Genomic DNA, 26,736 nt, shown 5'->3' on the forward strand with positions numbered 1-26,736 from the left:
TGGTGGATCGATCTGGCACGTGGCAGGTCGAGCACTGCGAGTCAGTGTCCGCTGCGAGTCAGTGGCCGCCCAGACGCTGCGAGACTCGTCGAGCGGCGTCGACGCAGCACTGACCGAGTTTCGCGATCTGATCCGCATCGGTGCGGAACTTGGGTGCGGCGATGAGAACGGCGGCGACGAGCGCTCCGCGATGGTCGTGCACCCCGGCTGCGATCCCGACCTCGTTCGGCGACGTGTGGGCATCATTGAGCGCGTAGCCTCGCTGCCGATTGCTGCGCAGAAGCGCGCGGTAGGCGTCGAAGCTCTCGGGGCTGGAGTCCAGACCGAGGAGGGAGTCGCTGTCGGCGAGCGCCTGGACCTCGGCGACCTCAGCGAAATCGAGGAAGACCTGCACCGATGCGCTGTAGGCGGTCTGATAGCGCGACCCCAGGCTCGAGGTGTGCTTGACCTGCTGCGGGCTGGGGATCTGCTCGACCGTGATCGCCTCGGTCCCGTTCCACACGATGAGGGCGCTCGTCTCCTCGGTCCGGCGGGTGAGATCCTGGAGGATCGGATAGGCGGCCCTCCTGACATCGAGGTCGGCGAGCAGGGGCCCGGCGATCGCGAGGATTCCCAGACCCAGCCGGTAGCGGCGTGAGGATTCCTGCTCGACGATGCCCTGGGCTTCGAGCGCGGTGAGGATTCTGGACACGGTGCTCTTGTGCAGACCCACTCGCGGCGCGATCTCAGTGACGCCGAGCTCCTGCCGATCTGGGGAGAAGCAGCGGAGGATCGACACCGTGTTCTCGATGACGGAGGCACCGCGGTGGGAGATGTCGGAAGACTGTCGAGGCATGATGTCAGTGTATTCGTCCGCGGGCACCGACTGACGCGGTGCCCGCGGACATTTCCGGGAGCGACCCGGTCCTTCCTGCTTCAGCTCCTGCGTGAGCGGTCGTGCCGCTCAGGCAGGGATGATGTTGTGCTCGGGTCCGAAGGGGAACTTCGTAATGTCCTCGAATCCGGACTCGCCGACGACGCAGATATCGTGCTCGCGGTAGCCGCCGGCTCCCGGCTGCCCCTCGAGGACGGTGATCATCGGCTCCATCGACACGACCATGCCCGGCTCGAGCACGGTGTCGATGTCCTCGCGCAGTTCGAGGCCCGCTTCGCGGCCGTAGTAGTGGCTGAGCACACCGAAGGAGTGACCATATCCGAAGGTGCGGTTCGGGAACAGACCGTGCTCGAAGTAGATCTCGTTGAGCTCGGCCGCGATGTCCTTGCACACCGCTCCGGGCTTGATCAGTTCGATGCCCCGCTTGTGCACCTCGACGTTGACATTCCACAGGTCGAGCGAGGCCTGGTCGGGCTCACCGTAGAACAGGGTGCGCTCGAGAGCGGTGTAGTAGCCCGAGGGCATCGGGAAGCAGTTGAGGCTGAGGATGTCGCCCTTGCGCACCTTCCGCGTCGTCGCCCAATTGTGCGCTCCATCGGTGTTGATGCCCGATTGGAACCACACCCAGGTGTCGCGGATCTCCTGGTCGGGGAACGTCTCGGCGATCTCGTGGACCATCGCCTCGGTGCCGATGAGGGCGACTTCGTACTCACTGATGCCTTCGGTGATCGCGGCCTTGATCGCCTCCCCGCCGAGGTCTCCGATCCGGGCGCTGTGCTTGATCACCTCGATCTCCTCAGCTGACTTGATCATACGCTGACGCATCGCGGCCTGTGAGATGTCGACGAGGCCTGCCGAGGGGAAGGCCCCCTGGATCTTGTTGCGATTCTCCAGGGGCAGGTTGTCGTCCTCGACGCCGAGGCGCTTGGGGGCGGCGATGCCGCGCTGGCGCAGACCTTCCTGGATGGCGTAGAGGTAGTTGTCCCGGCGCCAGTCCGTGTAGACGATGTTCTCACCGTAACTCGTCCGCCAGGGCATGCCCGCGTCGATGTTGGCCGTGATCGTCACAGAGTCGTCTGGGGTGACGACCATCGCGTAGGAGCGACCGAAGTAGGTGAAGAGGAAGTCTGAATAATATTTGATGTTGTGATAAGAGGTGAGCACAACGGCGTCGAGTTCCTTCTCGGCCATGATCGTCCGCAGCCCGGTCAGGCGCCGCTCCATCTCTGCGTCGGAGAACGTCAGCGTCGACTTGGAACCGTTGTGGAGGACCTTGAGGCGCTCGAGGTCGGCGACGGAGGCGGTGTCGGTGGTTGTGGTGGTCATGAGATCTCCTTCTCGTGTGGGTGAACCGTGGGTGGGTCGGGGTGCGTTGCGAGTGAGCCGGGAGGGGTGCGTCTGCGCGGATCAAACTTCGCGCAGGGGTTTGTGGAAAGTCTCTTTGGCACAGAGGACCGCGCCCAGGCAGACGACGGCGGCAGCCATGAGATACCAGCCGGGTGCCAGCGGCGAATTCGTCACTCCGATGAGCAGGGTGGCCATGAACGGTGCCGTGCCGCCGAAGAGGGAATTCGAGAGGTTGAAGCTGACGGCGAATCCGGTGTAGCGGATCCTCGTCGGGAACATCTCGGCGAGGAAGGTCGGCAGCGTCCCGTCGTTGAGCGTCAACATGCCGCCCAGAGCGATCTGGACGAGGACGACGACGGTGAAGCTGCCGGAGCCGAGAAGCATGAACGCCGGAACTGTGAAGATGATGAAGACGATGGAGGCGATGAAGAGCATCCGCTTGCGCCCGAACCGGTCCGAGGCCAGCCCTGTCAGCAGGATGAAGCCGATATACGTCAGCAGCGCAATCGTCGTGGCGACGAAGGATTCGGTGGCACCGTATCCCAATTCCGTCGTGAGGTAGGTGGGCATATAGGTGAGCACCACGTAGAAACCGACCGCATTGAGCAGAACCGCGCACATGGCGATGATGAGGGGGCGCCAATGGTCGCGGAACATTGCGAAGACCGGCGCCTTGATGACTTCGTCCTCTTGGGCCAGTTCACGGAAGGCCGGGGTGTCTTCGAGTCGCGTGCGGATATAGCGGCCGATGAGACCCATGGGAGCCGCGAGGAAGAACGGCAACCTCCAGCCCCAGGTCTCCAGCTGCACGTCGGTGAGCACAGAGGTCAGGATCGCGGCGAGCACGGAGCCCAGCAGGAGCCCGGAAGCGGTGCTGGCCGGGACCACTGCCCCGTAGAGACCACGCCGGCCCGGGGGCGCATATTCGACGAGAAATGCCGAGGCACCCGCATATTCGCCAGCCGCGGAGAATCCCTGGACGAGGCGGACGAGCAGGAGGAGGAGAGGCGCGAACAGACCGACCATAGCGTAGCTGGGCAGCAGGCCGATGGCGAAGGTCGAGACCGACATGATGAGGATCGACACGGACAGCGCCGAACGACGACCGATCTTGTCGCCGATGTGACCCCAGATGAACCCGCCGATCGGACGAACGACGAAGGACACCGCGAAGACCGCGAAGGTTGAGAGCAGAGCGATGTTGCCCTCTGAGGCAGGGAAGAAGACGAGTGCGATCGTAGCCGCGAAGTATCCGTAGACGCCGTAGTCGAACCACTCAACGAAGTTGCCGATGAAGCTCGCGGAGATGACACGGCGCAGGACGCGCTTCTGTTTGACCGAAGGGGAGGTGGCGGGATCCGAGACCTGAGTCATGGTCACACCGCCGATCTCATGGGAGCGAATATCGACATCTTTGTCTTCTCCATCATCGTGACTGATATGAGTCAGTTGCAATCAGTGCAACCCTGTTGCATCAACAATAGAGGCGGCGAACTTCCCGGTCAAGGGTTGTCGCCAAGGAAACCGTGTGCTGGGTCGACGCACGTCAGTCGTCAACGGTGCACTATCGCAGGTCGGCATCGAACGCCGACGCTCTTCGCAACTGATCGACTACCTCGCAGTTCGCAAAGGGCTGTGGGCCAGCCATCCCCCGACAACTGTTGGTATCGAATGTTCGAGAAGCGGCGCTGGATCGCGAAGAACTTGCCAACCGCTGGCACACATTCACCTGCAGGACGTATTGCGGCACGACGAAGGCCCCTGCAGAACTCAAACGTCCTGCAGGGGCCCTCGAGGTCCTGTGCTGCGAATCCCGCTACCGGCTGGAGACCCGGCCGAACATATTCGCGATCGGTGCCAGCAGCATCGGCCTGGCGGCGAACCAGCCGCCGACGATGACTGCCAGCGAGACCACGAACCAGATGAAGCCGACCCAGTTGAGCTGATCCGATCCTGAGAACATGTGGTTGAGGTTCTGCAGCATTCCCGTCGTGAAGACGAGGAACACGTGGATGAGGATGAACACAACGAAGAAGATCATCGTCGGGAAGTGGATCGCCCGAGCCAGCGGCGCCGGGTAGATCTTGTTGAGCTTGGTGGCGTCCTTCGGCCACCATTCGCTCATTCGCAGACCCGTGATCGCGGCCAACGGAGCTGCCACGAAGACCACCAGGAAGTACATCAGCTGCTGGAGCGAGTTGTAGTTGACCCAGCCGTCTTCCGCAGGCCAGTCCAACATCATGTACTGCAGCATGGCCGAGACAGCGTTCGGGAACACTTCCCAGCTGGTCGGTACGATGCGCGCCCAGTGATCGGACACGAACAGCAGGACGACGAAGACGACGCCGTTGACCATCCACAGCAGGTCGAGACCAGTGTGGAACCACAGGTTGATGCTGACCTTCTTGCCACCCTTCTTCGGGGTGTAGAAAGCCGGCGGCTTCTGCTGGTGCCGAACTTGGAGCCCGGACCGAATGATGAGGACCATGAAGAACATGTTGAGGAAGTGAGTCCACCTCGCCCAACCGGGGAATCCGTCATCGACGAACGCGGGCAGTTCATACTCGCCCGGGTAGCGCTTGAGGAACTCAGGTACACCGGGCAGAGTCGTCAGACCCCTTGCGGCGAGGACGATGACGCCCGCGACGATGACGAGTCCGACGAGTCCCAAGCCACCGAGCTTCGCCCACTGACCCACGGACTTCGAACCGATCATCGTCGGTTCCTTCTTCTTCGGTGCAGCGCTCTTGGCAGCCGAGGCCGAGCTCGCCTTGGCGGCAGGCTTGTCGGCCTGCTTCGCTGCCGGCTTCGCGGTCGGCTTGTCCGTCGCCTTAGCGGCGGGTTTGGCCGTCGGCTTCTTCTGCGCGGGTCCTGTGGACTTCGGCAGTCCGGACCGTGACGACTTCGGAGCCGCCGAGGTGGCGGCTGGCTTCTCGTCCTGAGCGGACTGATCTGCCTTATCGTCCGAGCTTGAGGCCGCAGCTGCGGCACCGGCCGCACCGGCACCGACGGCTGCTGCTCCCGCAGCGGCTGCAGGAGCAGCCGAAGAGGAATCACTCGATGACTGTTCAGGCGTCTTCTCAGCCGGAGCCGACGCCCCTGAAGCAGCAGGAGCCGGTTCGGTGGAGACTGGAGCCGACTCGGCAGAAGCAGGTGCAAAGCCCTCTGGAGGCCATGGATCCCCGCCCGCCACACGAGGCAGTCCACGACGCAGAGGTGTATCGCTGAGCTCACCGGATGACTTCTTCCCGGAGGAAGCAGCGGCACCGGCGGCAGTCGCACCAACAGCTGCACCGGCTGCGCCAGCGGTTGCTGCACCGGCGGGAGCTGCCGATGACTTTTCCGTCTCGGCAGGCTTCTCACTTGCAGCTGGAGTATCTGTGGATGCGCTTGAGTCTGCGGCGGCCGGAGCGGCGGCAGCTGCAGGCGCGGACGTGGAAGCAGAAGTCGCCGAGGCGGCTTTCGCACCGGCTGGAGCCAGTCCCTCTGGCGGCCATGGTTCGCCGCCGGCAACGCGGGGCAGTCCACGGCGCAGGGGAACGTCGCCGGCAGGTGCCGACTCAGTCGCTTCTGGCTCAGATGCTGCAGACCCAGTCGCTGCGGAGCTCGCATCAGCAGACTCAGCTTCAGCAGGCGCCTCGGAAGCAGTTGCTTCCTGAGCGTCAGAGTCGGAGGCCGCCGGAGCAGCTTCCGAACTCGAGGCGGCCTTCACGCCGGCGGGCGCGAGCCCCTCGGGTGGCCATGGTTCGCCGCCTTCAACGCGGGGCAGACCCCGGCGCAGCGGAACCTCACTGCTCGCCTCGGAGGCAACGGCGGCGGAACCAGCAGCTGCACCCGCAGCAACACCGGCCACGCCGACTGCCGCACCGGCCCCGACGGAGCCGGAGTCTTGGGCAGCTTCGGGCGACTCGGCAGCTGCCGACTCATCCGCGTCTACCGAGTCATCCACCTCGGCGCCGGCATCGGCTGATTCCGGCTCGAACGATTCTTCCGCTGCAGCTGAGGCACCCGGCTCGACCGGCTCACCGATGACACCCTCTGGGGGCCATGGCTCACCGCCCGGAACTCTGGGCAGGCCCGAGCGCAGCGAACTGGAGTACGTGGCCATATCAGGACTGTTTCTCTTTCAAGGTCTCGATCGACTGCGGGACGACCTTGAACAGGTCGCCGACGACGCCGTAATCGGCGATGTCGAAGATCGGCGCCTCGCCGTCCTTGTTCACAGCCACGATCGTCTTCGAGGTCTGCATACCGGCCTTGTGCTGGATCGCACCGGAGATGCCGAGTGCAACGTAGAGCTGCGGCGACACGGAGACACCGGTCTGTCCGACCTGGTGAGACTGGGCGATGTATCCGGCATCGACGGCCGCACGTGAGGCACCGACAGCAGCACCGAGGACGTCGGCGAGTTCGCCGACGAGCTCGAAGGATTCTTCGGAGCCGACACCGCGGCCACCGGAGACGACCTTCGAGGCGCCACGCAGCTCGGGACGCGAAGAGGTCTCGACCACGGCTTCGAAGGAGTCGATCTGGGCCGAGCGCTTGCCGGAATCGGCAACCTCGATGGCCTGAGCGTTCGCAGACTGGGCTTCCCCACGGGTCTCGATGGATCCCTGACGAATGGTGATGACCGGGGCACCGAAGGTCGGTGCCGAGGTTGCGGTGTAGCCGCCGCCGTAGACGGAGTGGTTGGCTACGATACCTTCGCTGTCACGCTCGACGCCCAGTGCGTCGACCGAGACGGCCGAGCCGTTGCGGACTGCGAAGCGTCCGGCGATGTCTCTGCCGTCGATCGAGTGCGAGATGAGGATGGCATCGGGTGCGACAAGGTCGCTCGCAGCGCTGAGGGCATCGACTGCGAAGGTTCCCAGAGCGGAGTTGCCCTCTGGAACCTCGGCGGTGAGCACCTGCACGGCACCCAATGATGCGGCCTGCTGCGCCGCGGCCTCGCCGCGACCAGCAGGTGCGAGCACGAGCGCAACGGGTGAACCGATCTCACCGGCACCGCCGAGCAGCTCAGCAGCCGGCTTCTCCAACTGACCCTCGGAGTCGACGGTGAGGACGGCGAGAATGGAGTCTTGTGCGAATTCGGACATATCGATTCTCCTTAGGCCAGGCGGTTCTTGATGAGGTATTCGGCGAGCTCTGCTCCGCCGTTTCCTTCGTCGACGATCTTCTCTCCGGCTTCGCGCGGCGGCTTCTCGGCCACGGTGACCATGATTGATCGTGCTGTGGACTGGTCGTTAGCATCGACCTCGAGGTCGGACAGCGCGATCACCTCGAAGGGCTTCTTCTTCGCGGCCATGATGCCCTTGAAGTTCGGGAAGCGGGCCTCGGGAAGCGCCTCGGTGATGGAGACGACGGCCGGGAGTTCGGCGCTGACTTCCTGCTTGCCGCCCTCGACTCCGCGGGTCCCTGCAACCTTGCCGTCGCTGATCTCAACCGAGGTCAGGCCGGTCACATGCGGGAAGTCCAGGTGCTCGCCGAGCATGGCGGGAATCATGCCGCCGTTGCCGTCGGTGGAGACGTTGCCAGTGACGACGAGGTCGAAGCCGCCACGGCGAATGGCTGCGGCCAGGACTTCGGAGGTGAGGCCGAGGTCGGCGCCGAGGAGTTCCTCGTCGGAGATGTGTACGGCGTTGTCCGCGCCCATAGCCAGGCCCTTGCGGATCGTGGCGGTCGCGGTCGATGGCGCCATCGAAATGACGGTCACCTCGGTTCCGTCACTGCTGTCCTTATAGGAAAGCGCGACTTCGAGGGCACGCTCGCCGATTTCGTCGAGAACCGCTTCCGAGGCGGAACGATCCGCCAAGCCGGTTTCCAAATTCAGTTTCCGATCCCCGTATGTATCCGGGACCTCTTTGACCAACACCGCGATCTTCAAGGATGACTCCTATTCCGTGAGGCAATTCATCTGCAAATGAGACTTCTGCCTCATAATCTACCGTCAGCACGTTCTCGCCCGACACCCGGGTTCACGAGGAAGCCCGGAAAAGTACTCAGTCAGACATCCTACTTCCTGTGTGCCATAGCTAACATGCCAATTGTACGAACGTTCGAACAAATTCTACCCGCCAAAAGCTGATGGGTCGTCATCTCCAAAGCAGATTGGTCATCATCGCGATGTACGAGGCGGCTTCCGAAAGCAGTGAGGAGCGCGCACAGAAAAGGGGCCCTAGAATGGAGGCACCGACCGTGACCAGGCATCGGAAGCCACCGACTGCGACCAGGTACCGGAACTGGACCGAAGAGTCCGACGCCCGCATCAACGTTGAAGGAGCGCCACGTGGCATTCGATCTCGACGACATCGACCGCAGCATCATCGCCGCTCTTGTCGACGACTCACGCCTGAGCGTGCGCCAACTGGCCGAGAGGGTGCACATCTCCCGGTCGGCCGCCCATAAACGCTTCTCGGTTCTCGTCGAGTCCGGGGCGATCAAGAAATTCACCGCCGAGGTGGACCGCAGTGCCCTCGGCATGACCGTGACCGCAGTGGTCGTCGTGAAAATCGGCGATCGCCCGTGGCCCAAAGTCAGAGACGATCTTGCCGAGCTGCCGTTCGTGGAGAAGGTTCAGGCTGTCAGCGGTGACATCGATGCCCTGGTGACCGTGAATGCTCCCGACAACACTGCACTGTCCCAGGTCATCCTGCGCAGGATCCACGAAGTACCCGGCGTGGTGTCCTCCCGCTCTCTGCTCATCCTCGATGAGGCGGAAGGACACAGGCCCGGCTCAGGCCACTGAGCGACTCACTCAGAGTCCCGGCCTTCAGCCCTTCTGGTATTCCTTGATCGCCTTCTCGGCCATCTCGACCCCGTACTTCGCGTCGGAGTATCCGGCGATCGTGGCCTTGCCATGCGGGTAGACATGTCCGGCTTTGACCGCGGGCAGGTCCTTGAAGACCGCCGAATCCATCATCGTCTTCGTCAGCTCGTCGTACTCGCCGCGCATGTTCGAGGTCACGAAGATGACGTCGGCATCTGTCAGGCTCTTGTCGAGGACCTCCATTGAGATCTGGGCCTCGGGCTCCTTGATGCCCGACTTGTTGCCGCCCTGGCTGGCCTTCGCGTACTTCTTGATAGTGGCGTCCTCGTCAGCCGACCAATCCAGGCCGAGCGGAGTGAACAGGGTGCCGACCATGTTCTCACTGCCCCAGAGGTAGGCGGAGTTGTCTTCGAAGGAGGAGACGACTCCGAGCTTCGTGCCCTTGGTGACCTCGCCGTACTCTTCGGCGATCTCCTTCTGCTCCGCCTGGAAGTCGGCGTCGAGCTCTTTGAGATCATCGGTCTGGTTGATCGCCTCGGCGACTTCCTCGACTCGCTGCTGCCAGTTCGCCCGGTCGCCGCCGCGCAGTGTGAATTGGTAGACCGGCGCGATCTCCTCCAACTGCTTGATCATGTCCTGCTCATAGATGTTGGGGGCGAGGATGAGGTCGGGTGACACCTCGGCGAGCTTCTCCAGGTCGGGCTCCTCTTGGGCCACGACAGGGATGTCGCCGAGCTGATCGACCCATTTTTCGGGCACTGAGGGCTCCTGAAATTCGCCCTGCCCGACGGGAGGCAGGTCAAGGTCCATGAGGGTCTCGGTGGCGGCATAGTGCAGGGTCGCGACGTTCTTCGGATCAGCGGGGACTTCGACCTCGGCGCCACTGGAATCCGTGACGGTGCGGGTCTCGGCCTCACCCGAGGCCTCGGCGCCTCCACCACCGCCTGCACAGCCTGCCAATAGTCCAAGACTGGCCACTGAGGCGATCACGGCTGTGGCGATGCGATTGAGTTTCATGTGTTCCTTTCAACGTCGAGCAGGCGGCTCGCGACTGATGACCCCTCCTGGGCAGAGGGAAGAATGCGGGTTGTCAGAGGGACAGGTGAGGGGTGAGCGCTTAAGGCCTTCGGGCGATGACAGCACTGCGGAAGCGTCCGAAGCCCCACCCGATGTCGACGACCTCGACCGACTCGACGCCGAGCTCGGTGATGCAGGCACAGACCTCGCGACTCGTCCACGAAGCGTTTCCGGTCATTGCGAAAGTGGCGACGAGCTCCTCGGCCTGATGGTCATCGGCCTCGGCGTCGTCGGTGAAGGGTTCGACGATGACGAGGCTGCGACTGGACGCGAGAATTCGCGCCAAATGCGCTTTCGCATCCTCTCGCGAACGGCCAGTCAGTCCCGCGAGTACGAGGGTGGTGTCGACGACGGGCCAGGCTTCCTCGCCCGCATGGGCGCGAAGCCCGGGGGAGTGGATGCTGCGTCCTGCCTCCGGGGCCTTGCGCGTGAGGGCGGCGGCCACCTCGGCGCCGGCGTCGCCGGTCAGAGCGATGCTCGAGGCGGAGGCGATGGGGTCGAGATCTAGGATGATGTCGAGGACGTACTGCAGGTGCTCGAGCGTCCGGCTCCGGTGAGCGGCGTCGAGAGTGGCGTCGGCCGCGCGCCGTTCCGCCCAGACGAGGGACTCCGTCGCCGAGGTGGGTGTGGCCGTGGACCTGCCACCGCCCCTGATGAGGTCGAGGAGGTTGACGATCGAGAACAGGTCCCGCGCCGCCGGATCGTCAAGGTTGAGTCCGTCCCCGACACCGTCGCCGATGAGCACGGCGCCGGACTGAGTGTTGCGGTAGTTCTCGCCCTCGCGTGTCAGCAGGCCGAGTGCACACAGGGCGGTGAGGACTACGCGTGCACCATCGGGATCGATGCCCGCCTGGGCGGCGATCGCCTCGGCGGTGGTGGCTCCCCCTGCGATGAGATCGCCGATGCCGAGGGTGACTGCGATACGGGTGATGATCGGGGGCAGGATCTCGGTCATCTCATGGACGTCACTGACGATGTTCTGGCTGCTATCGGAAGCCTCTGGGGAACCGACTGATTCGCCTGCGGCAACCTCGGCATTCTCGCCCTTCTCACCTGCGGCAGCCTCAGTGTTCTCGTGCGCTGCGGGCTCGGAGTCCTTCACCGTGGAGACCTTGCGCCAGTACCCGAGGACTTCGACGTCTTCCTTGGGCAGCCCGAGGTCACGTCGCAGGTGACGCCGGATGGGTGCAACGGTCAGCGCCTCACCCGCGCACCATGCGTAAGTTCGGCCTGGGGGCAGAGCGATGTTCTGCACGGCTTCGTACAAGAGGGTGGACTCCCCCGGCGCGGTGGAGCCTCGGACCAGCCAGTCGATTTCGACTTCGGCTTCCGTGCGGATCTCCTGAATATCAGTGGTGCTCGCGACCTCGACGATGATATGTCCCCTGGTGCCTGCGGGAGCGGTCTCGAGCCAGCGCCCCACTGCGGGCAGGGCGGTTTCGTCGGCGACGAGCAGGTGGAAATCGATTCCTTCGCTGATGCCGGAGCAGGTCTTGGGTCCGGCGAAATTGAGGCTGTCGCCGACAGCTGCGTCGAAGGCCCAATCAGAGGCGAGTCCCGAGTCGTGGCGGACGACGTCGAAGGTGAAAGAGCTGGAGTCCGCGGCGATGCTTCGAACCGTGTAGTCGCGGGTGAAGTTCAGAGCCTCGCGATTCCAGTTGAACCGGAATTCTCCCTGCTCACCGATGTCGATGGATTCGGTTTCGGGCGTCGGGATGACGAGTTTGACGTGATCGTCGAAGCCCTCGGAGCGGAATTGCGGCCGTGGCATCCCGTTCACCATGCACGCCGACAAGTCGTCGCCTGCCACTGTCAGGCGTCGCATGTTCGGCGTGATGTCCGTGATGTCCGTGACTTCCACCTCGCGCAGGACGATCGGCAATACCTGCATAGGCCTGGAAGTTCGCGGCATGGATTCAGCTCCGAGGGTCTCTTGACGGATGAAACGTCGAGACCAGGAGTTCGCCGCTTCGAGCAGGTGTGTCAACTGCCAGAGGCATACGAATGCTCCTTCTGTCTCAAAGGTCAGCCTAACCTAACCGATGGAAACCCTACAAGTGCCGACGCCGAGGTTGCCCTAGGTTGGGCTCAGAGTCTTCCTGATCGCTCGGATCGTCAGCTCCAGAGCGGCCGCGCGACCGCTCTGGTCGCGATCACCGGAGCGAGAGCTCACGTCGTAGAGGTGCCCCGATCCGATTGTCAGGAACACGTACATCGCCGCCCACTCGACAGGCACATCCCGGGCAATGGAGCCGTCGCCCTGGCCCCTCCGGATGATCACCTCAACGGGGTCGCCTTCCCCCGGGCCACCCTCGCCAGTCGCGTCGTCACCGCCCGTCGAGGCGGCTCCCGGCCCGGCACTCTGCTCACGCTCCACCTCGGCGAAGACATCGTCTGTGATGATCGGATTGTCGGCGAACATGAGCGTGAGGACATCCGGAACGGTGAACAGCTGCGCGCAGACTCTCTCGACGGCCTCGAGGCCGAGACCCGCGTGCAGGCGAGCGCCCTGCAATGCGTCGGTGAACATGCGCGCCCCCTGCCGAGCCACCTCGGCAATCAGGGCCTCACGGTCACCGAAGTGCCGGTAGAGAGTCGTCCGCCCAACACCGATGGAATTCGCGATATCCGCCATCGACGCCCCCGAATCCTCGGCGAGCACGGCCAGCGCCTCCGTGACCAGGGCGTCCTTCCCCAGCCGACGCATTCCGCCGTTCACCTCACCCATCAACGCCCTCATTCCTTCGGCCAGTCTCTTCCTTCCGTCAATCATGCCTGATCACATTTATGGTGGTACACCATTGTTCCAGTTTGGTACACTCATATACCACTTGGTTCGCTGACCCCTACGCGAACCATCGACATTGACGCGAATGCCCGACGATTCCCCACAGATCGTCGTCGCAGCAAGGCTCGGAGAGACCATGGCAGACAGGGAACCCCACACCAACCGCACACATTCGATCGAGACGTCCGAGCCAAACGGCACTTCAGGAAGTCCCGCACCCGACGACGCCTCGGTGTTCGCCCTCGGCTGGACCGAGGTCATCGTCATCGGCGCAGTCTGCGTGGGGGTCGGCATCGCCCTCGGATTCTTCCTTCCCGCGCTGGGTGCCTTCGCCGCGAGATTCCCGATCCCTTTCGGAGATGCCGTCGAAAAGCTCAGCCAATTCGACCAGGCCTGGGTCGTCATCGCCCGACCCATCATCGGTGCGGTAATCGGCGCGATCGCCACCGTTGTCATCACCGTCTCGACGACTCCCTTGCGCATCAGCGATGACGACATCCTCATCGGGCGCCCCGACGACCATCCGCTGCGGATCTCGCGAGCCTCTTTCTCCACTGCCTATTTCGACGGCGGCAAACTGACGGTCCTCACCGCAGGCGGTCACCAGGCGTACAAGGGAGACGTCGAAGGCAAGAAGGATGAGGTCGCCGAAGCGTTCACCTCGCGCGGCTATCGGTGGGGCGAAATCTGAGCTCCGCACCCCGGCCAAACGTCCCTCCGCCCACACGACAACCGAGCACTTCGTCCACACTTCTCAACACAATCGGCATCGGCGTCCGGGGCTGCTCGCAGACCCTGGATCGGTGACTCGGCTCACGCCACGATGGGGTCATGACCATTGACGTTCCCACCTCTCGCCGCGCACTGCCCCAGCTGCAGCCCGTCAGCTTCATCGGTGCAGACGGGCAGCCCGCCGATGTCCCTGCCGATGGGCTCACGATCCCCAGCGATCGCACCCTCTTGGGGCTCTATCAGAAGATGGTGCAGGTCCGTCGATTCGAGGCACAGGTTACGCATCTGACCAGACAGGGACGCCTGGCGACCTACCCCTCCGCCGCCGGCCAGGAAGCCATCGAGGTCGGTGCGACCACCGCACTGGCACCCAACGACTGGCTGTTCCCCACCTACCGCGACTCCGCGTCGCTGCTGACCCGCGGTGTTCCTGTGACAGAGATCCTCGCGGCCTTCCGCGGCGACTGGCATTGCGGGTTCGATCCGAACGAATATCACACCTCACCTGCGGCGACACCCCTGGCAACGCAGACCCTGCACGCGACCGGCTTCGCCATGGCCGCGAAGCTCAAGGGCGAAGACGCCTGCACCCTGACCTTCCTCGGCGATGGCGCCAGCAGCGAGGGCGACACCCATGAGGCCTTCAACTTCGCCTCGGTGTGGCAGACCCCGACCGTCTTCGTGCTGCAGAACAATCAGTATGCGATCTCGACTCCGCTGCGTGAGCAGTCGAACGCGACCATGCTCGCCGACCGCGCCGCCGGCTATGGAATGCCGGGACTGCGCGTTGATGGCAACGACATCGCCGCCGTGTTCGCCGCCGTTACGGCAGCCCTCGAACGCGCCCGCAACGGTGAGGGGCCGACCCTCATCGAGTGCCTGACCTACCGGATGGAGTCGCACACGAACTCCGACGATCCCACGAAGTACCGTGACGCCGAGGAGGTCGAGCATTGGAAGCAGTTCGATCCCATCGACCGCCTCGAGAAGCACCTGCGCACAGCCGGGGTCCTCGATGACGAGACCGCCGCTGAGATCACGGCGAGCGCAGAGGAGCTTGCCACCTCGGTCCGTGACGCCATGAACACCGAGGCCGAGGTCGATCCGAGCGAACTCTTCGCCTACGTCTATGCGAATCCGCGTGCGAACCTCATCGCCCAGCAGGGCAAGCTCGAAGCCGAGCTGGCAGCGGCGGCTCAGTCATGACCGTCACCGCGCTCACCACGGCAGAAGACGTTCCGGCACCGGCCTCGGTGACGATGACGAAGGCACTCAACCAGGCTCTGCGCGACAGTCTGGCCGAGGACGACACCGTCCTGGTCTTCGGTGAAGATGTCGGTCGCCTCGGCGGGGTATTCCGTGTCACCGAAGGTCTGCGGAAGGAATTCGGACCCGAACGGGTCTGGGACTCGCCGCTGGCGGAGTCCGGCATCGTCGGCACCGCGATCGGTATGGCGATGGCCGGGATGCGCCCGGTCATCGAGATGCAGTTCGATGCCTACGCCTATCCTGCCTTCGAGCAGATCGTGTCCCACGTGGCGAAGATGCGCAACCGCACGAAGGGCCATGTCAGCCTGCCGATCACCATCCGGATTCCCTACGCCGGTGACATCGGCGGCGTCGAGCATCACTCGGATTCCTCAGAGGCCTATTGGTGTTCGACTCCGGGCCTGACCGTCGTCACGCCCTCGAACCCAGCCGATGCCTACTCTCTGCTGCGCGAGTCAGTCGCCTCCGAGGATCCGGTCATCTTCATGGAGCCGAAGTCCCGGTACTGGATGAAGGACAAGCTCAGCCTGCCCGTGCAGACCGCACCGATGGATCGAGCGCAGGTTGTCCGCGAAGGCTCGGACGTGACCCTGCTGACCTACGGTCCCACCGTGCGCACCGCCCTGGCCGCGGCCGAGGACGGTGCAGAGCATGGACTGTCGATCGAGGTCATCGACCTGCGGTCGCTCTCGCCCTTCGACGATGAGACGGTGTCCGCGTCGGTGCGAAAGACGTCTCGTGCCGCGATCATCCATGAGGCTGCCCAGTTCGGTGGCTACGGCGCCGAGGTGGCTGCCCGGGTCACCGAGGCTAATTTCACCCACCTCTCGGCTCCGATCCTGCGGATCACCGGCTTCGATGTGCCCTATCCGTCGCCGAAGCTTGAGGAGTACTTCTTGCCGACCGCCGAACGCATTCTTGATGCCCTCGAATCCTGGGATTGGGAGCTGTGATGGGTGCCGAGACGAGTTCCGCGCGCGCGACGAACGCCCGCGATTTCATCCTCCCCGACCTGGGTGAGGGACTGACCGAGGCCGAGCTCATCAGCTGGCTGGTCAACGTCGGCGATGAGGTCCATGTCGATCAGATGGTCGTCGAGGTCGAGTCCGCCAAGTCCGTCGTCGAGTTGCCGTGCCCGTTTACGGGGCGAATCGAGGCGCTGCACGCGAACGCCGGTGACACCGTGTCCGCAGGTCAGCCCCTGCTTTCCGTCGCCGAGGCAGGTGCCGGTTCGAGTGCGAACGCGGACTCTGGTCCCGGTTCCAGTTCCGATTCCGGTGCCGGTTCAGATAGCAGCGGCGCGAACCTCATCGGATACGGCACGTCCGAGCCCAAGACGCGGTCGACGAAGAAACGGTCCTTCGGTGCGAAGACCGGCGGCTCAACGGCTGCTCACAGTGCAGTCCCGGCGGCCACTCCCCCGGCCGAACCTTCAGTCTCTCCGGTCTCCTCCCCGATCGTGCGCAAGCTCGCAAAAGACAACGGACTCAGCGCCAAACATCTCCCGGGTACCGGCGCTGGCGGTATCGTCACCAGGGCGGACGTGCTCAAGGCCATCGAGTCCGGCACGACGACCTCCGTCCCGAACAACACCGTTCTGGCCAGTGACGGCCACGTCGGCACTACCACCTCGGCGAACGTGGCCCCTTTCGGGTCACCCGCCGACCGCGATACCAGGACTCCGATCACGGGACTGCGCAAGGTCGTATCCGAGCGTCTGACGCGGTCGCGGCAGGAGATTCCCGAAGCCACGATCTGGCTCGACGTCGACGCCACCGAACTGCTCAATACCAAACGCGCCCTCGAGTCGAGGACCGGGGAGAAATACTCCCTGCTCTCACTCGTGTCCCGTTTCGTCGTCGCGGGGTTGAAGAAGCACCCGATCATCAACTCCTCGATCGACACCGAGAACAACGAGATCGTCACCCACGGGGACATCAACCTCGGCCTGGCCGCGCAAACGCCACGTGGCCTCATGGTTCCCGTCGTCCATGGCGCAGGCGAGATGAGCCTGCGGCAGCTGCGCGACTCGGTATCCGAGACCGTCGGCAAGGCCTCGACCGGCAAGTTCAGCACCCAGGAACTGACCGGCGGGACGTTCACGCTCAACAACTACGGCGTGTTCGGAGTCGACGGCTCTGCGCCGATCATCAACCTGCCCGAGGTTGCGATGCTCGGCCTCGGACGGATCAAGGATCGCCCCTGGGTCGTCGACGGCGAACTCACCGTCCGCAAGGTCATGTTCTTATCATTCGTCTTCGACCACCGCGCCTGCGACGGTGCCGAACCGAGCCAGTTCCTCACCTTCATCGCCGACTGCATCGAAAACCCGATCTCGCTGCTGCCGGAGCTGTAGTCGCCTGGGGCCAATTGAGGGAGCAGATCTTCAGCTCTCTCCTTTGAGGATTGTGCGCGGCGCACCCCGATTCCACATTTCGGACTGACTTTCACCTCCCGTGACGCGCAGCACTAACCTGGCGCAGTCCGCTCACCTGCGGTGTCCATTCGATGGGGAAGAGGTTGCGCATGTCGGGAGTTCACGATTCATCACCGCCGTCGAGGCCACCTCGGCGGCGGTTCTCGTTGCTTTTCCTCATCGTGCCGGTCGTTCTCTACCTGCTCACCCCGTTCGTGGCGAACACGATCGAACCGCGTATCTTCGGGATGCCGTTCATTCTCACCTACACAATCGTCGTCACGATCCTCACCTGGTTCTTCGTGTGGATGGCCGCACGCGGTGATCATTACTACCGCAGCGACAAGGCCGAATACGTCCCAGCCGACGTTGCCTTCGGTGAGGACTATGCGATCGATAGCACCCCCGCAGCCGGTGGAGAGGAGACCGAGAAATGAGCTCTTCAGCGATCATCGCCTGCATCATCTTCGGCCTCAGTATGCTCGCGACCATCGGCATCGGCATCTGGTCAGGCAGGGGCCGTGAGAAGTCACTCGACGAATGGTCGGTCTCCGGACGCGGCCTCGGATTCATCTTCATCCTCCTCCTCATGGCGGGCGAGACCTATACCTCGTTCTCGTTCCTCGGCACCGCCGGCTGGTCGTATTCCTACGGTGTGCCGATCCTCTACCTCATCGGCTACCTCAGCGTCGGGCTCGTTGTCGCCTACCTCGTCGGACCGCTGTTCTGGACCTATGCGGCCAGGCACAAACTCGTCAGCCTCTCCGACATCGTCGAGCACCGTTTCCGCTCGCGAGGTCTGGCGATCCTCGTGGCCGTGCTCGCGACCGTGTTCATCGTCCCCTACATCCAGCTGCAGATTCAGGGCATGGGCGCCGTCGTCAACGCCATGAGCTACGGGGCCATCGACCTCAATGTCGCCGCCATCATCTCCTTCATCGTCGCCGAGGCGTTCATCCTCTTCTCCGGTCTGCGCGGTTCCGCCTGGGTCAGTGCGCTCAAGGATGGGCTCGTCATCCTCGCCGTGGCCTTCCTCGCGATCTATGTTCCGTTGCACTACTTCGACGGTCTGGCCCCGCTGCTCGACCGGCTCGTGGTCGAGAAGTCACAGTGGCTGACCTTCCCGGGTGCGGGCGAGGGAACGTATGGAAGCGCCTGGTTCATCTCGACGATCATCCTCAACGGGATCACGATCACCGTCTTCCCCACGTCGATCGCTGGTTACCTCTCGGGCACCTCGGCGAACACTCTGCGCCGCAACTCCATCATCCTGCCCTGGTACCAGCTGCTGCTTCTCGTGCCGATGATGGTCGGTGTGGCAGCGCTCCTCGTCATTCCCGCTCTCAAGGATGCAGACTTGGCGCTGTTCTCCGTGGTCATCGACTCGCTGCCGGCCCCGCTCGTCGCTGTCATCGGCGTCGCCGGTGCACTCTCAGCCATCGTGCCGATGAGCGTGTACATGCTCTCGATCGGCTCGATGTGGGGACGCACGGTCCTCGGCGGAGGACTGTCTGGACCGAAGAACTCCGCGACGATGACGAAGGACCAGCTGGCTGCGCGGGGTCTGCGGCAGAAGACACTGTCCCAGTGGGTGTGTCTCATCGTCGGTGTGATTGCCCTGGTGATGAGCCTGCTCATGCCCGACGCACTGGTTGAGCTGTCCGTGCTCAGTTACGAAGGTCTGGCACAGGTCGTGCCCGCCGCGCTCCTCGCCCTCTATTGGCCGCGGATGAGCAAGCAGGCTGCTGCCGCCGGACTCATCGTCGGATCGGTGACCATGGTGGCCCTGCACTACACGGGCAACGATCCGCTGCTGGGCATCAACGGCGGCCTGTGGGCCGTCGCCGCCAACCTCATCGTCGTCGTGGTTGTCACTCTCGCTAAGCCGGACCCGCGTTGGGTTCCGGCGGCGGAGCGGGCGAAGGTGGGCACCTGAGGCACGGCAGCGGCACCTGCACGCACGGCGCCGGAGGCCTCAGCCCGCGTACACCTCGTCCCCACCGACATAGGTCGCTCGCACGTCGATGTCCGCGATTCCGTGCGGGTCGATGCTCAGTGGGTTGTCTCCGAGGACGGTGAAGTCGGCGAGGTAACCCGGCGCCAGCCTGCCTTTGTAAGACTCTTCCCCTGAGGCTTCGGCGGATCCGAGCGTGAAGATCGACAGCGCCTCGGTTGCTGTGACCTTCTGCGAAGCTCCGACGGTGGTCCCATCGTCGGCGCCGGTGCGGGTGATCAGTGACTGCAGTCCGAACAGCGGCTGGTAGGGCCCGCACGGATAGTCCGAGGAACCTGCCACCGTCACACCCTTGTCGAGGAACGAGCGGTGAGCGAACATCCTCTCCATCCTCTCCTCCCCGTACCAGGAGTTCAGCGCCCCGCCGTGATAGCCGGGATATCCGGCGAAGGGGACCGCAATGGCGCCGAGGCGGTTCATCCGCTCGAGGATGTCGTCGTCGATGAGGCTGCAGTGTTCGATCCGATGACGTAGGCCCGGGCGTGGAATGCGCTGGGCGACGTCTTCGAACGCGTCGAGGACGAGACGGATCGCGGCGTCCCCGTTGGCGTGGACGCCGATCCTGTTGCCGTCGGCATGGACGCGTTCGACGTTTGCCCGCAGCTCCTCGGTCGAGGTGGTCTGCACACCCTGATAGTTCGGGTCGGTGAAGGGTTCGGAGAGGAGGCAGGTTCGTCCCCCGATCGCTCCGTCGAGGAAGGCTTTGACGCCGATGAGCTTGAGCCGATCATCACCGAATCCACTGCCCACTCCGAGCTCGACGGCCTTGTCATAGTGGTCGATGGACAGGAGCATTCCGATGCGCAGGTTCAGCGCATCGGCATCGCGCACGGCGGAGAGGATCCCGATGTCCTGGGGGCTGATGAGTGCGTCGCAAATCGAGGTCAGGCCCGCGGCGCTCCACTTCGCGATCGTCCGCGCGGCACCGAGCTGCAGATCTTCAACCGTGTCACCGGGGATGAAACGGTCACCGCGGGCAGTGGCCGGCATCAGCACGTTCATCAGCGCCCGCTCGATGAGCTTCCCGTTGAGTCGACCGTCGGAGTAGCGGTCGAAGCGGCCACCGTCAGGGTCGGGAGAGGACTCCTCGATCCCGAGGAATCGCAGTCCGGCAGAGTTGAGAACGCCCCAGTGCCCGGCGACGTGGTTGACGATCACCGGGGTCTCGGGCGCGATCCGGTCGAGTTCGTCGCGGAGGACGATCCCGGTCTTTTCGTCGTCATAGCGACTGCCTTTGACCCATTCCCCCGGCGAGGTGGTGCTGACCTCAGCGGCGATCGTGTCCAGAAGCGTGGGAACATTTCCCACCGCTTCATGGGACAGGTCGAGGTGAAGGGCATCACCGGCGGTCATGGCGAGGTGGATGTGGGCGTCGTTGAGGCCCGGGATGATGGTCGAGTCACCGAAGTCGAGCACCTCGGCGGCGGGGAACCGCTCCCGCAGTTCGGCCAGCGTCCCGCTCGCGCTGATGGTCTCGCCGGTGATCGCGAGCGCTTCGGGTTCGGGGGCGCCTGCTTGAGTCCCTGCTGGGGTCCCTGCCTGCGACACGATCGAATCCGCGCGCACGATCGTCGGTGTTCTCTCCTCCATGGGGTGCTCCGTCTCTGCAGCTGGTGTGAGTTGCTCACCATCGTGCCACGTCACAACCTTCAGCGGTCGGACGTCTTTCGCCGCTGAGACCAGCAGACAATTCTCCTCAGCCGTCGAGCAGTGCCGCCGCATACATCGGGCGGGCGGCATCGGCGCTCGGCGGATGGAACAGGCCGGCGGTCGCATCCCGGTAGAGGCGGGAGAGTTCGTGACTGTTGTCGAAGCCGCTGCCACCGCTGCACATGAGTGCTGTCTCGGCCGCGTTCCGGGCCGCATCGGAAGCCTTGATCCGGGCTCCGACCAGGCGCAATGGCCAGCCTGCCCCGTGGTCGACGAGGGCGTCGAAGTCCCTGGTGTAGGCATCGAGCATGGCGGGCACGGCGAGGTAGTCCAGGTGCGCGTCTGCGAGGCGAGCGCGAGTCTCGGGCACCTCGGCGAAAGTGGTTCCGGCCTTCGCAGACTTGCGCTTCTTCAGACCAGCCGCGCCGAGTTCGAGCGCTCGGGCGGCGACACCGGCGTAGACGGAGGCGATGAGCAGCTGGAAATTGCTGGTGATGGCAAAGGTCAGCGGGTCGGGGTGTTTGCCGGCCGGGATGATGCGCGAGACCCGTTCGGGTCGCATGAACACCTCATTGAGGATCGTCGCACGCGACTGCGAGGCCCGCATCCCCATGACGTCCCAATGATCGGAGATCGTGATGCCCTCGGTGCCGCGTTCGATGAAGCCATAGACCAACTGGCCTTCGGCCGGCTGCTCCGCATTGGGGCCTGCGATTCCCTCCTCATCGGTAGCGATCTCTCCGTGGACGATGAGTCGGGTCCACACCGGGGACAAGGAGGTGAAGATCTTCACTCCGGTGAGCAGGTAGCCGCCGTCGGAGGTCGGCTGGGCCACCGTGTCCGACCCCTGCATCACCCAGTCGTTGGAGGGTTCGGAGATGCCGAAGGCGAAGATCTCTCCGGCCATCACCTCCTCGAACACCCAGTTCAGGGAGGCATCGCCGCGATCGTTGAGGGCCTTGACGACACCTGTGCACATGAGGTGCATGTTGATCGCCAAGGCCGTGGCCGGGGCCGCTGCAGCCAATCGCTGCTGCAGGAGCGAGACCTCGTGCAGGCTCAGTCCGGGACCGCCGTAGGCGTCTGGAACGAACAGCGTGAGGTAGCCCAGCGACTTCAGCTCGGCGAGGTCCTCGTCGAAGAAGCGATTCTCGCGGTCATAGACGCCAGCGCGTTCGCGGAAGCGCTCGAGCACCTCGTCGGGGAGGTATTTTTCGGCAAGTTCGCCGAGGTGGGTCTCACGGTCAGACATTATGTCTCCTTGTTCACGGGGTCCGTTGCTCATGGAGTCGATTGCTCATTGGGTCGGTCTCACCACAGCGGGCGATCAGTCGGTGCGGACTCGGCGCAGGATGATTGCACCGTTGTGTCCGCCGAATCCGAACGACGTCGACAAGACGGTGTCGATCGGCTTCTCAGAATGGTCAACTGCACGGGCCTGATCAGTGACGATGTCCCAGCCGTCGAATTCGCAGTTCTTGAGATTGAGTGTCGGCGGAAGCCTCTGATCTGCCATCGCACGAATGGCGATGATGGCTTCGACGACACCGGAGGCACCAAGGAGGTGGCCCGTGGACGACTTCGTGGCGCTGATCGGAATCGAGTGCGCGGTCTTTCCAAGCGCCGCGTCGAAGGCCTTGAGCTCGGCCGCATCGCCGGCGGGGGTACCGGTGGCATGGGCGTTGATGTGATCGATATCGGCGGCCCTCAGGTCCGCGTCGGCCAGGGCTTCTCGCATCGCCGAGGCAGCACCGCGACCATCGGGGTGCGGATTCGTCGGGTGGTGGGCGTCGCTGGCAGCACCGAATCCTGCGAGTTCGGCGAGCACGGTGGCCCCGCGGGCTGCGGCGCCGGTCTCGGACTCGAGAAGGATCGCGCCGGCACCTTGGCTCATGACGAACCCGGTCCGCGCACTGTCGAAGGGCCTGCTGGCCGAACTCGGGTCGTCTTCGAAGCCGGCGGCCAGGGCCCTCATGTTCGCGTTCGAGGCCAGGTTGATCGCGTTGAGGCAGTCCTCCATCCCGACGACGAGCACCGCGTCGGCGTATCCGTGACGGATGCGCCGCAGTGCTTCGCCGACGCCGATCGCTCCGCTGGCGCAGGTGGCCGAGACTCCCTGCCCGGGCCCGCGGAAGTCGAAGCGTTGGCTCAGCAGCGCCGCGGCCGAGTCGGGTGCGCCGTGAATCGCCAGTGTCAGGGGAACCGAGCGGGGGCCGCCGTCGAGCAGCGAGCGTGTAGCGTTCTGCATGGCGTCGACAGGTCCGGAGCCGGTGGCCGCGATGACGGCGACGCGGGATCGGCCCCAGGGGAGTTCGTCGGCGTCTCCACCACGCGATGTCTCCCTCTGAGCCGTCTTCGCGCCAGCTGTCGGGCTCGCGATCCCCGCCTGGGCCAGGGCCTGGTCGGCCGCGGCGACGGCCCAGTGCTGGACCGGGCTGAGACGTCGGGCAAGCGTTCGGGGCAGGACTGCCTCGGCGTCGAAATCTCTCACCTGGCCTCCGATGCGAACAGCCAGGTCCGCGAACTGCTCCCCCTCGAGCACGCCGATCGCGCTGCGGCCGGTGACCACCGAGTCCCAGAGGGAGTCGACGTCATTGCCGCTCGGCGTGATCGCGCCCATCCCGGTGATGACGACGCGGCGTTCTTCTCTCACAGTCTCTGTCCTTGTCCGTCCATGATGAGGTCAACGGTTTCGGTCCGCCGAACCTTCCCGCCGACCGTCCTGGGTAGGCGATCGAGCCGATAGATGCGACGCGGAACGAACTGCGGTGCCAGGCGGGCGCGTGCGTGATTCAGCAGGGCAGCCTTGCCTGCGTTGTCTGCGTTGTCTGTGCTCGCTTCGATGACGAGTACGATGATGCTGCCCAACGCAGGGTCGTCGAGGGCGATAGCGCAGACCTCGCCGAGGTTGTCGTACGTTTCGAATGCGCGCTCGACCTCCGGCAGTGAGACCTTGTGACCTCCGGTGATCGCGATGTCCCCGGCCCGACCGGCCAGCTGCAGCATGCCGTTGACAATCCGCCCCTGGTCATCGACGGTGGCCCAACCGTCCGCGCCGCGCAGCACCGCCTCAGTGGTGCCCGTGACGTAGCCATAGGAACAGGCGGCGGCTCGAATCCACAGAGTGCCGAGCTCGCCCTCGGGAAGCTCTGCACCGGAGTCGTCACGGATCTGGGCACCGATGCTCGGATAGACCTGGATCCAGGTGCCGTCACCGTCTCGACTGTCACCGATGAATCCAATCTCGGCAGCACCGTAGTAGCTGATGAGGCGAGCTGTGGGGAGGATCTCGCCGAGGCGGTCCCGGATGCTCGCGGGCAGATTGGCTCCCCCGGTGACGACGAGGTCGACAAAGGCGAAGCGCTCGGAGTCACGGCGGGCAGCCTCGGCGAGGGCACGGACCACTGCGGGGACCGCAACGACACGGGTGATCTCCTCCGCGGCAATGCGGCTGCCCATCGTAATCGGATCGAATTCATCGGCGAGATGCACGCTGCCGCCAGTCGCCAGACTTTCGATGACGGCGTAGAGCGTGAGGCTGTAGGACACCGGCCCTGGTGCCAAGGTCGCGACACCGGGCAAGGGCCCCAGGTGGGCCGAAGAGACGGCCACGTTCTCCCGATACTGCTGACGGGTTTTGATGAAGGCCTTCGGATTGCTCGTCGTGCCCGAGGAGAAGAGCATGAGGAACGGCTCATTCCCGTCCCGAACGGCAGGTGCGGGAGCGGGGAGCGCGGCTGCTTGACGAGCCCGGAAGTCGGTGAGGCTGATGACCGTGCCTGTCCACCCGGAGGCGGCGAGCGCCTCGGCAAGGGCGGGCGAGTCGCTGATCACGACGCCGATCCCGGTGGTTCGGATAACGCCGAGCTGGTGGTTCAGCGGCCACCGCGGGTCGATCGTCGCGGACACGGCACGGTAGCCGGCGAGTCCGGCGATGATGCGTGAGGTGTCGTACGCCGAGGTGGTGCTGATCGCCGTAATCGGTATGTTGTCGGTCTCCGGCGCAGGCGTGGGAGGCAGTGGCTGCGTCCGATGCAGTTCGTCGACGATGGCGAACATGGACCGTGAGTCCTCGACAAGCCCGCTGTAGGTCAGGCGATCTCGGGCACCGACAAGTGCGAGCTGCTCTGGATCGGACTGCGCAACGTTGAGGATCATCGCGGTGATCGGCAAGTGCAGCCTCCTGGATTCGCTGGATCGACGAGTGTTCATCGCGTCCACGGGCAGTCATTACGCCTGCGGGACTCGCCTTCTCAGTATAGGAGCGCACACGACTCGATGCAGTTCTGCTCTCACTCAGCCCGGTAGTCGATACGGTTTCCTGAGTCGCATTTTCGCAGTTTGCCTATTGTGGAATGATTCGATTCTCGCTAACGGTGATCTGAGCACAGAATGACCATGGAGTTCATTTGAGTCATTCCAATATACCGAGGGGCGAATCAAGCCAGGAGCCTCGATTACCTGGGATGATGATTTATCACAGGACTTAATGCGCGCCGGAAAACACCCCAAACGACACCCGGGGTAGATCTTCGCTTCGACACTCGACTAATCGCCGCTATACATTGACTTCGATCCAGCGAAATCATGTTTCTATAGCGTGGAAGTTCTGGGGAGTTCGCCGCGGAGTCCACTACGCCACACGCTCACTGACGAGCGAGACACCAACGAAGGGACTCACCGTGGAGCCTCTCCTGCTTTCTCACTGCCATCATCAGCGGAACCGGGCTGCTCATCCTCGCTCGCATCATCCTGGGCCTGCCGAGTCACCGATCTTCCCGGGCGCAATGAAGGCCACCGGCTATTGGTTCCCGCGATCTGAGCGCGGGACAGCGACCGCCATCTTCGACTCCGGGCAGCGTCTGTCCAATGTCGTCGGGTTCCCCCTGGTGGCAATGGCGGTGCAATGAACCGCCTCGGCAAACTCAAGGACACCGAGCTCGACTACATCCGGGAGGGCGGTGCACAGGACGAGGACGCGCCTCGCCCCAACCCCCTGGCGAACCTGGGATACATCCTCAAACAACGCAAGGTCTGGGGGATGTCACTGGGCCTGGGCTGCGCCGGTTACACGCAGTGGATGCTGCTGACCTGGCTGCCCGGATATCTGCAGTCGGAGATGGGGATGAGCATCATGTCTTCAGGCATCTTCACCGCACTGCCCTGGCTCGTCGCAGTGGCCGTGGAGTTCATCTTCCCCGGCTGGCTGCTCGACCACCTCATGCGCATCGGCAAGTCCGGCACCGCGGTTCGCAAGGTCTTCATCATCTCGGGCATGCTCATCGCCATGACGGTCATGGGTGCGGCATTCACGCACGATCCGGCGTGGGCCCTGTTCTGGATCACTCTGGGAACAAGCGGAATCACGATCACCTTCTGCGTAACGAACTCACTGCCCGCGCTCATCGCCCCCGAGGGCGGAGTCGGGGCCACCGGATCGATCATGAACTCAGTGAATAACCTCATCGGCGTTTCGGCACCGATCGTCACCGGTTTCGTCGTGCAGGCGACCGGCGGCTTCAGCGCCGCCTTCATCGTCTGCGCGGTCATACTGGCCATCGGAATCTTCTTCTTCACCGTGGTGCTCGGCCCCATCGTCCAGATTCCCACCGCCGTAGAGCGCGCCGCCGCGAAGGCAGCTGAACTCCAGGGCTGAACCGCGTTTGAAACTGTACCGCGCCAGAGCTGAACTGCGCGCGCTGCCTCCACCCGCCCGTGCCCCTGACACAGGCGTGCGGCCGAACCCGGATCGGCAGCCGTCGACATCGCCTAAAGATACATTTAAGTATTCGGATACCCTCAT

At 64.1% G+C, this 26,736-nt stretch carries 21 protein-coding genes; 8 read left to right on the top strand and 13 right to left on the bottom strand.

Going from position 1 to position 26,736, the window contains the following annotated elements; all coding sequences use genetic code 11:
• Positions 1-58: 58 nt before the first annotated feature.
• The 6 genes from INT40_RS04115 to INT40_RS04140 form a co-directional block, all read right to left on the bottom strand.
• Entirely contained in the window at positions 59-835 is a 777-nt protein-coding gene (locus INT40_RS04115; RefSeq protein ID WP_101570210.1) for an IclR family transcriptional regulator, read from the bottom strand.
• 108 nt (positions 836-943) lie between these two features.
• A complete protein-coding gene (locus INT40_RS04120) occupies positions 944-2,200 on the bottom strand; it encodes an aminopeptidase P family protein (RefSeq protein WP_193095572.1) in 1,257 nt (418 codons plus the stop codon).
• 81 nt (positions 2,201-2,281) lie between these two features.
• A complete protein-coding gene (locus INT40_RS04125; RefSeq protein WP_193070898.1) occupies positions 2,282-3,595 on the bottom strand; it encodes an MFS transporter in 1,314 nt (437 codons plus the stop codon).
• A 442-nt stretch (positions 3,596-4,037) separates the two neighbouring features.
• On the bottom strand, positions 4,038-6,329 hold the full coding sequence (locus INT40_RS04130) for a cytochrome b/b6 domain-containing protein (protein ID WP_193095573.1): 2,292 nt from the start codon (positions 6,327-6,329) through the stop codon (positions 4,038-4,040).
• Position 6,330: 1 nt separating this feature from the next.
• Positions 6,331-7,317: an electron transfer flavoprotein subunit alpha/FixB family protein gene (locus INT40_RS04135; RefSeq protein ID WP_193070900.1), complete on the bottom strand. Its 987-nt coding sequence runs from the start codon at positions 7,315-7,317 to the stop codon at positions 6,331-6,333.
• A gap of 11 nt (positions 7,318-7,328) precedes the next feature.
• Complete coding sequence (locus INT40_RS04140) at positions 7,329-8,105, bottom strand: electron transfer flavoprotein subunit beta/FixA family protein (RefSeq protein WP_193070901.1); 777 nt, start codon at positions 8,103-8,105, stop codon at positions 7,329-7,331.
• Between the two features lie 402 nt (positions 8,106-8,507).
• Here INT40_RS04140 and INT40_RS04145 point away from each other — a divergent pair, with 402 nt between their 5' ends.
• The gene (locus INT40_RS04145) at positions 8,508-8,966 is read left to right on the top strand and encodes an Lrp/AsnC family transcriptional regulator (RefSeq protein WP_101570053.1); all 459 of its coding nucleotides are present in this window, start codon (positions 8,508-8,510) and stop codon (positions 8,964-8,966) included.
• A 24-nt stretch (positions 8,967-8,990) separates the two neighbouring features.
• Here the strand turns inward: INT40_RS04145 and INT40_RS04150 are convergent, their stop codons facing one another.
• The 3 genes from INT40_RS04150 to INT40_RS04160 all read right to left on the bottom strand — a co-directional run bounded on the left by INT40_RS04150 (position 8,991) and on the right by INT40_RS04160 (position 12,792).
• Positions 8,991-10,004 carry an ABC transporter substrate-binding protein gene (locus INT40_RS04150; protein ID WP_101570052.1) on the bottom strand — a complete coding sequence of 338 codons (1,014 nt, stop codon included), beginning with the start codon at positions 10,002-10,004 and terminating at the stop codon, positions 8,991-8,993.
• A gap of 100 nt (positions 10,005-10,104) precedes the next feature.
• Complete coding sequence (locus INT40_RS04155) at positions 10,105-11,976, bottom strand: siderophore-interacting protein (RefSeq protein WP_193070903.1); 1,872 nt, start codon at positions 11,974-11,976, stop codon at positions 10,105-10,107.
• A gap of 165 nt (positions 11,977-12,141) precedes the next feature.
• The gene (locus tag INT40_RS04160) at positions 12,142-12,792 is read right to left on the bottom strand and encodes a TetR/AcrR family transcriptional regulator (protein ID WP_226830794.1); all 651 of its coding nucleotides are present in this window, start codon (positions 12,790-12,792) and stop codon (positions 12,142-12,144) included.
• A 145-nt stretch (positions 12,793-12,937) separates the two neighbouring features.
• Here INT40_RS04160 and INT40_RS04165 point away from each other — a divergent pair, with 145 nt between their 5' ends.
• The 6 genes from INT40_RS04165 (at position 12,938) to INT40_RS04190 (ending at position 19,205) form a co-directional block, all read left to right on the top strand.
• The gene (locus INT40_RS04165; protein WP_226830795.1) at positions 12,938-13,543 is read left to right on the top strand and encodes a hypothetical protein; all 606 of its coding nucleotides are present in this window, start codon (positions 12,938-12,940) and stop codon (positions 13,541-13,543) included.
• Positions 13,544-13,683: 140 nt separating this feature from the next.
• The gene (pdhA, locus tag INT40_RS04170) at positions 13,684-14,790 is read left to right on the top strand and encodes a pyruvate dehydrogenase (acetyl-transferring) E1 component subunit alpha (RefSeq protein ID WP_101570050.1); all 1,107 of its coding nucleotides are present in this window, start codon (positions 13,684-13,686) and stop codon (positions 14,788-14,790) included.
• Complete coding sequence (locus tag INT40_RS04175; RefSeq protein WP_101570049.1) at positions 14,787-15,806, top strand: alpha-ketoacid dehydrogenase subunit beta; 1,020 nt, start codon at positions 14,787-14,789, stop codon at positions 15,804-15,806. Before pdhA ends, INT40_RS04175 begins: the two co-directional genes overlap by 4 nt.
• Positions 15,806-17,209, top strand: coding sequence for a dihydrolipoamide acetyltransferase family protein (locus INT40_RS04180; RefSeq protein ID WP_101570048.1), 1,404 nt, complete (start codon positions 15,806-15,808; stop codon positions 17,207-17,209). The genes INT40_RS04175 and INT40_RS04180 overlap by 1 nt, the downstream gene beginning before the upstream one ends.
• Positions 17,210-17,436: 227 nt before the next feature.
• Complete coding sequence (locus INT40_RS04185; RefSeq protein WP_226830796.1) at positions 17,437-17,706, top strand: DUF3311 domain-containing protein; 270 nt, start codon at positions 17,437-17,439, stop codon at positions 17,704-17,706.
• The gene (locus tag INT40_RS04190) at positions 17,703-19,205 is read left to right on the top strand and encodes a sodium:solute symporter family protein (RefSeq protein WP_193070905.1); all 1,503 of its coding nucleotides are present in this window, start codon (positions 17,703-17,705) and stop codon (positions 19,203-19,205) included. Before INT40_RS04185 ends, INT40_RS04190 begins: the two co-directional genes overlap by 4 nt.
• A 39-nt stretch (positions 19,206-19,244) precedes the next feature.
• Here the strand turns inward: INT40_RS04190 and INT40_RS04195 are convergent, their stop codons facing one another.
• The 4 genes from INT40_RS04195 to INT40_RS04210 all read right to left on the bottom strand — a co-directional run bounded on the left by INT40_RS04195 (position 19,245) and on the right by INT40_RS04210 (position 25,145).
• Positions 19,245-20,873, bottom strand: coding sequence for an amidohydrolase (locus INT40_RS04195; protein ID WP_193070906.1), 1,629 nt, complete (start codon positions 20,871-20,873; stop codon positions 19,245-19,247).
• 106 nt (positions 20,874-20,979) lie between these two features.
• The gene (locus INT40_RS04200; RefSeq protein ID WP_193070907.1) at positions 20,980-22,185 is read right to left on the bottom strand and encodes an acyl-CoA dehydrogenase family protein; all 1,206 of its coding nucleotides are present in this window, start codon (positions 22,183-22,185) and stop codon (positions 20,980-20,982) included.
• 75 nt (positions 22,186-22,260) lie between these two features.
• On the bottom strand, positions 22,261-23,586 hold the full coding sequence (locus INT40_RS04205) for a beta-ketoacyl-[acyl-carrier-protein] synthase family protein (RefSeq protein WP_193070908.1): 1,326 nt from the start codon (positions 23,584-23,586) through the stop codon (positions 22,261-22,263).
• Positions 23,583-25,145 (bottom strand): class I adenylate-forming enzyme family protein, encoded by a 1,563-nt coding sequence (locus INT40_RS04210; RefSeq protein WP_226830797.1) that lies wholly within the window; start codon positions 25,143-25,145, stop codon positions 23,583-23,585. The genes INT40_RS04205 and INT40_RS04210 overlap by 4 nt, the downstream gene beginning before the upstream one ends.
• Before the next feature lie 694 nt (positions 25,146-25,839).
• Here INT40_RS04210 and INT40_RS04215 point away from each other — a divergent pair.
• Entirely contained in the window at positions 25,840-26,589 is a 750-nt protein-coding gene (locus INT40_RS04215; RefSeq protein ID WP_193070910.1) for an MFS transporter, read from the top strand.
• Positions 26,590-26,736: the final 147 nt, after the last annotated feature.

Source organism: Brevibacterium sp. FME17 (genome assembly GCF_014897515.1).
Taxonomy (GTDB): domain Bacteria; phylum Actinomycetota; class Actinomycetes; order Actinomycetales; family Brevibacteriaceae; genus Brevibacterium.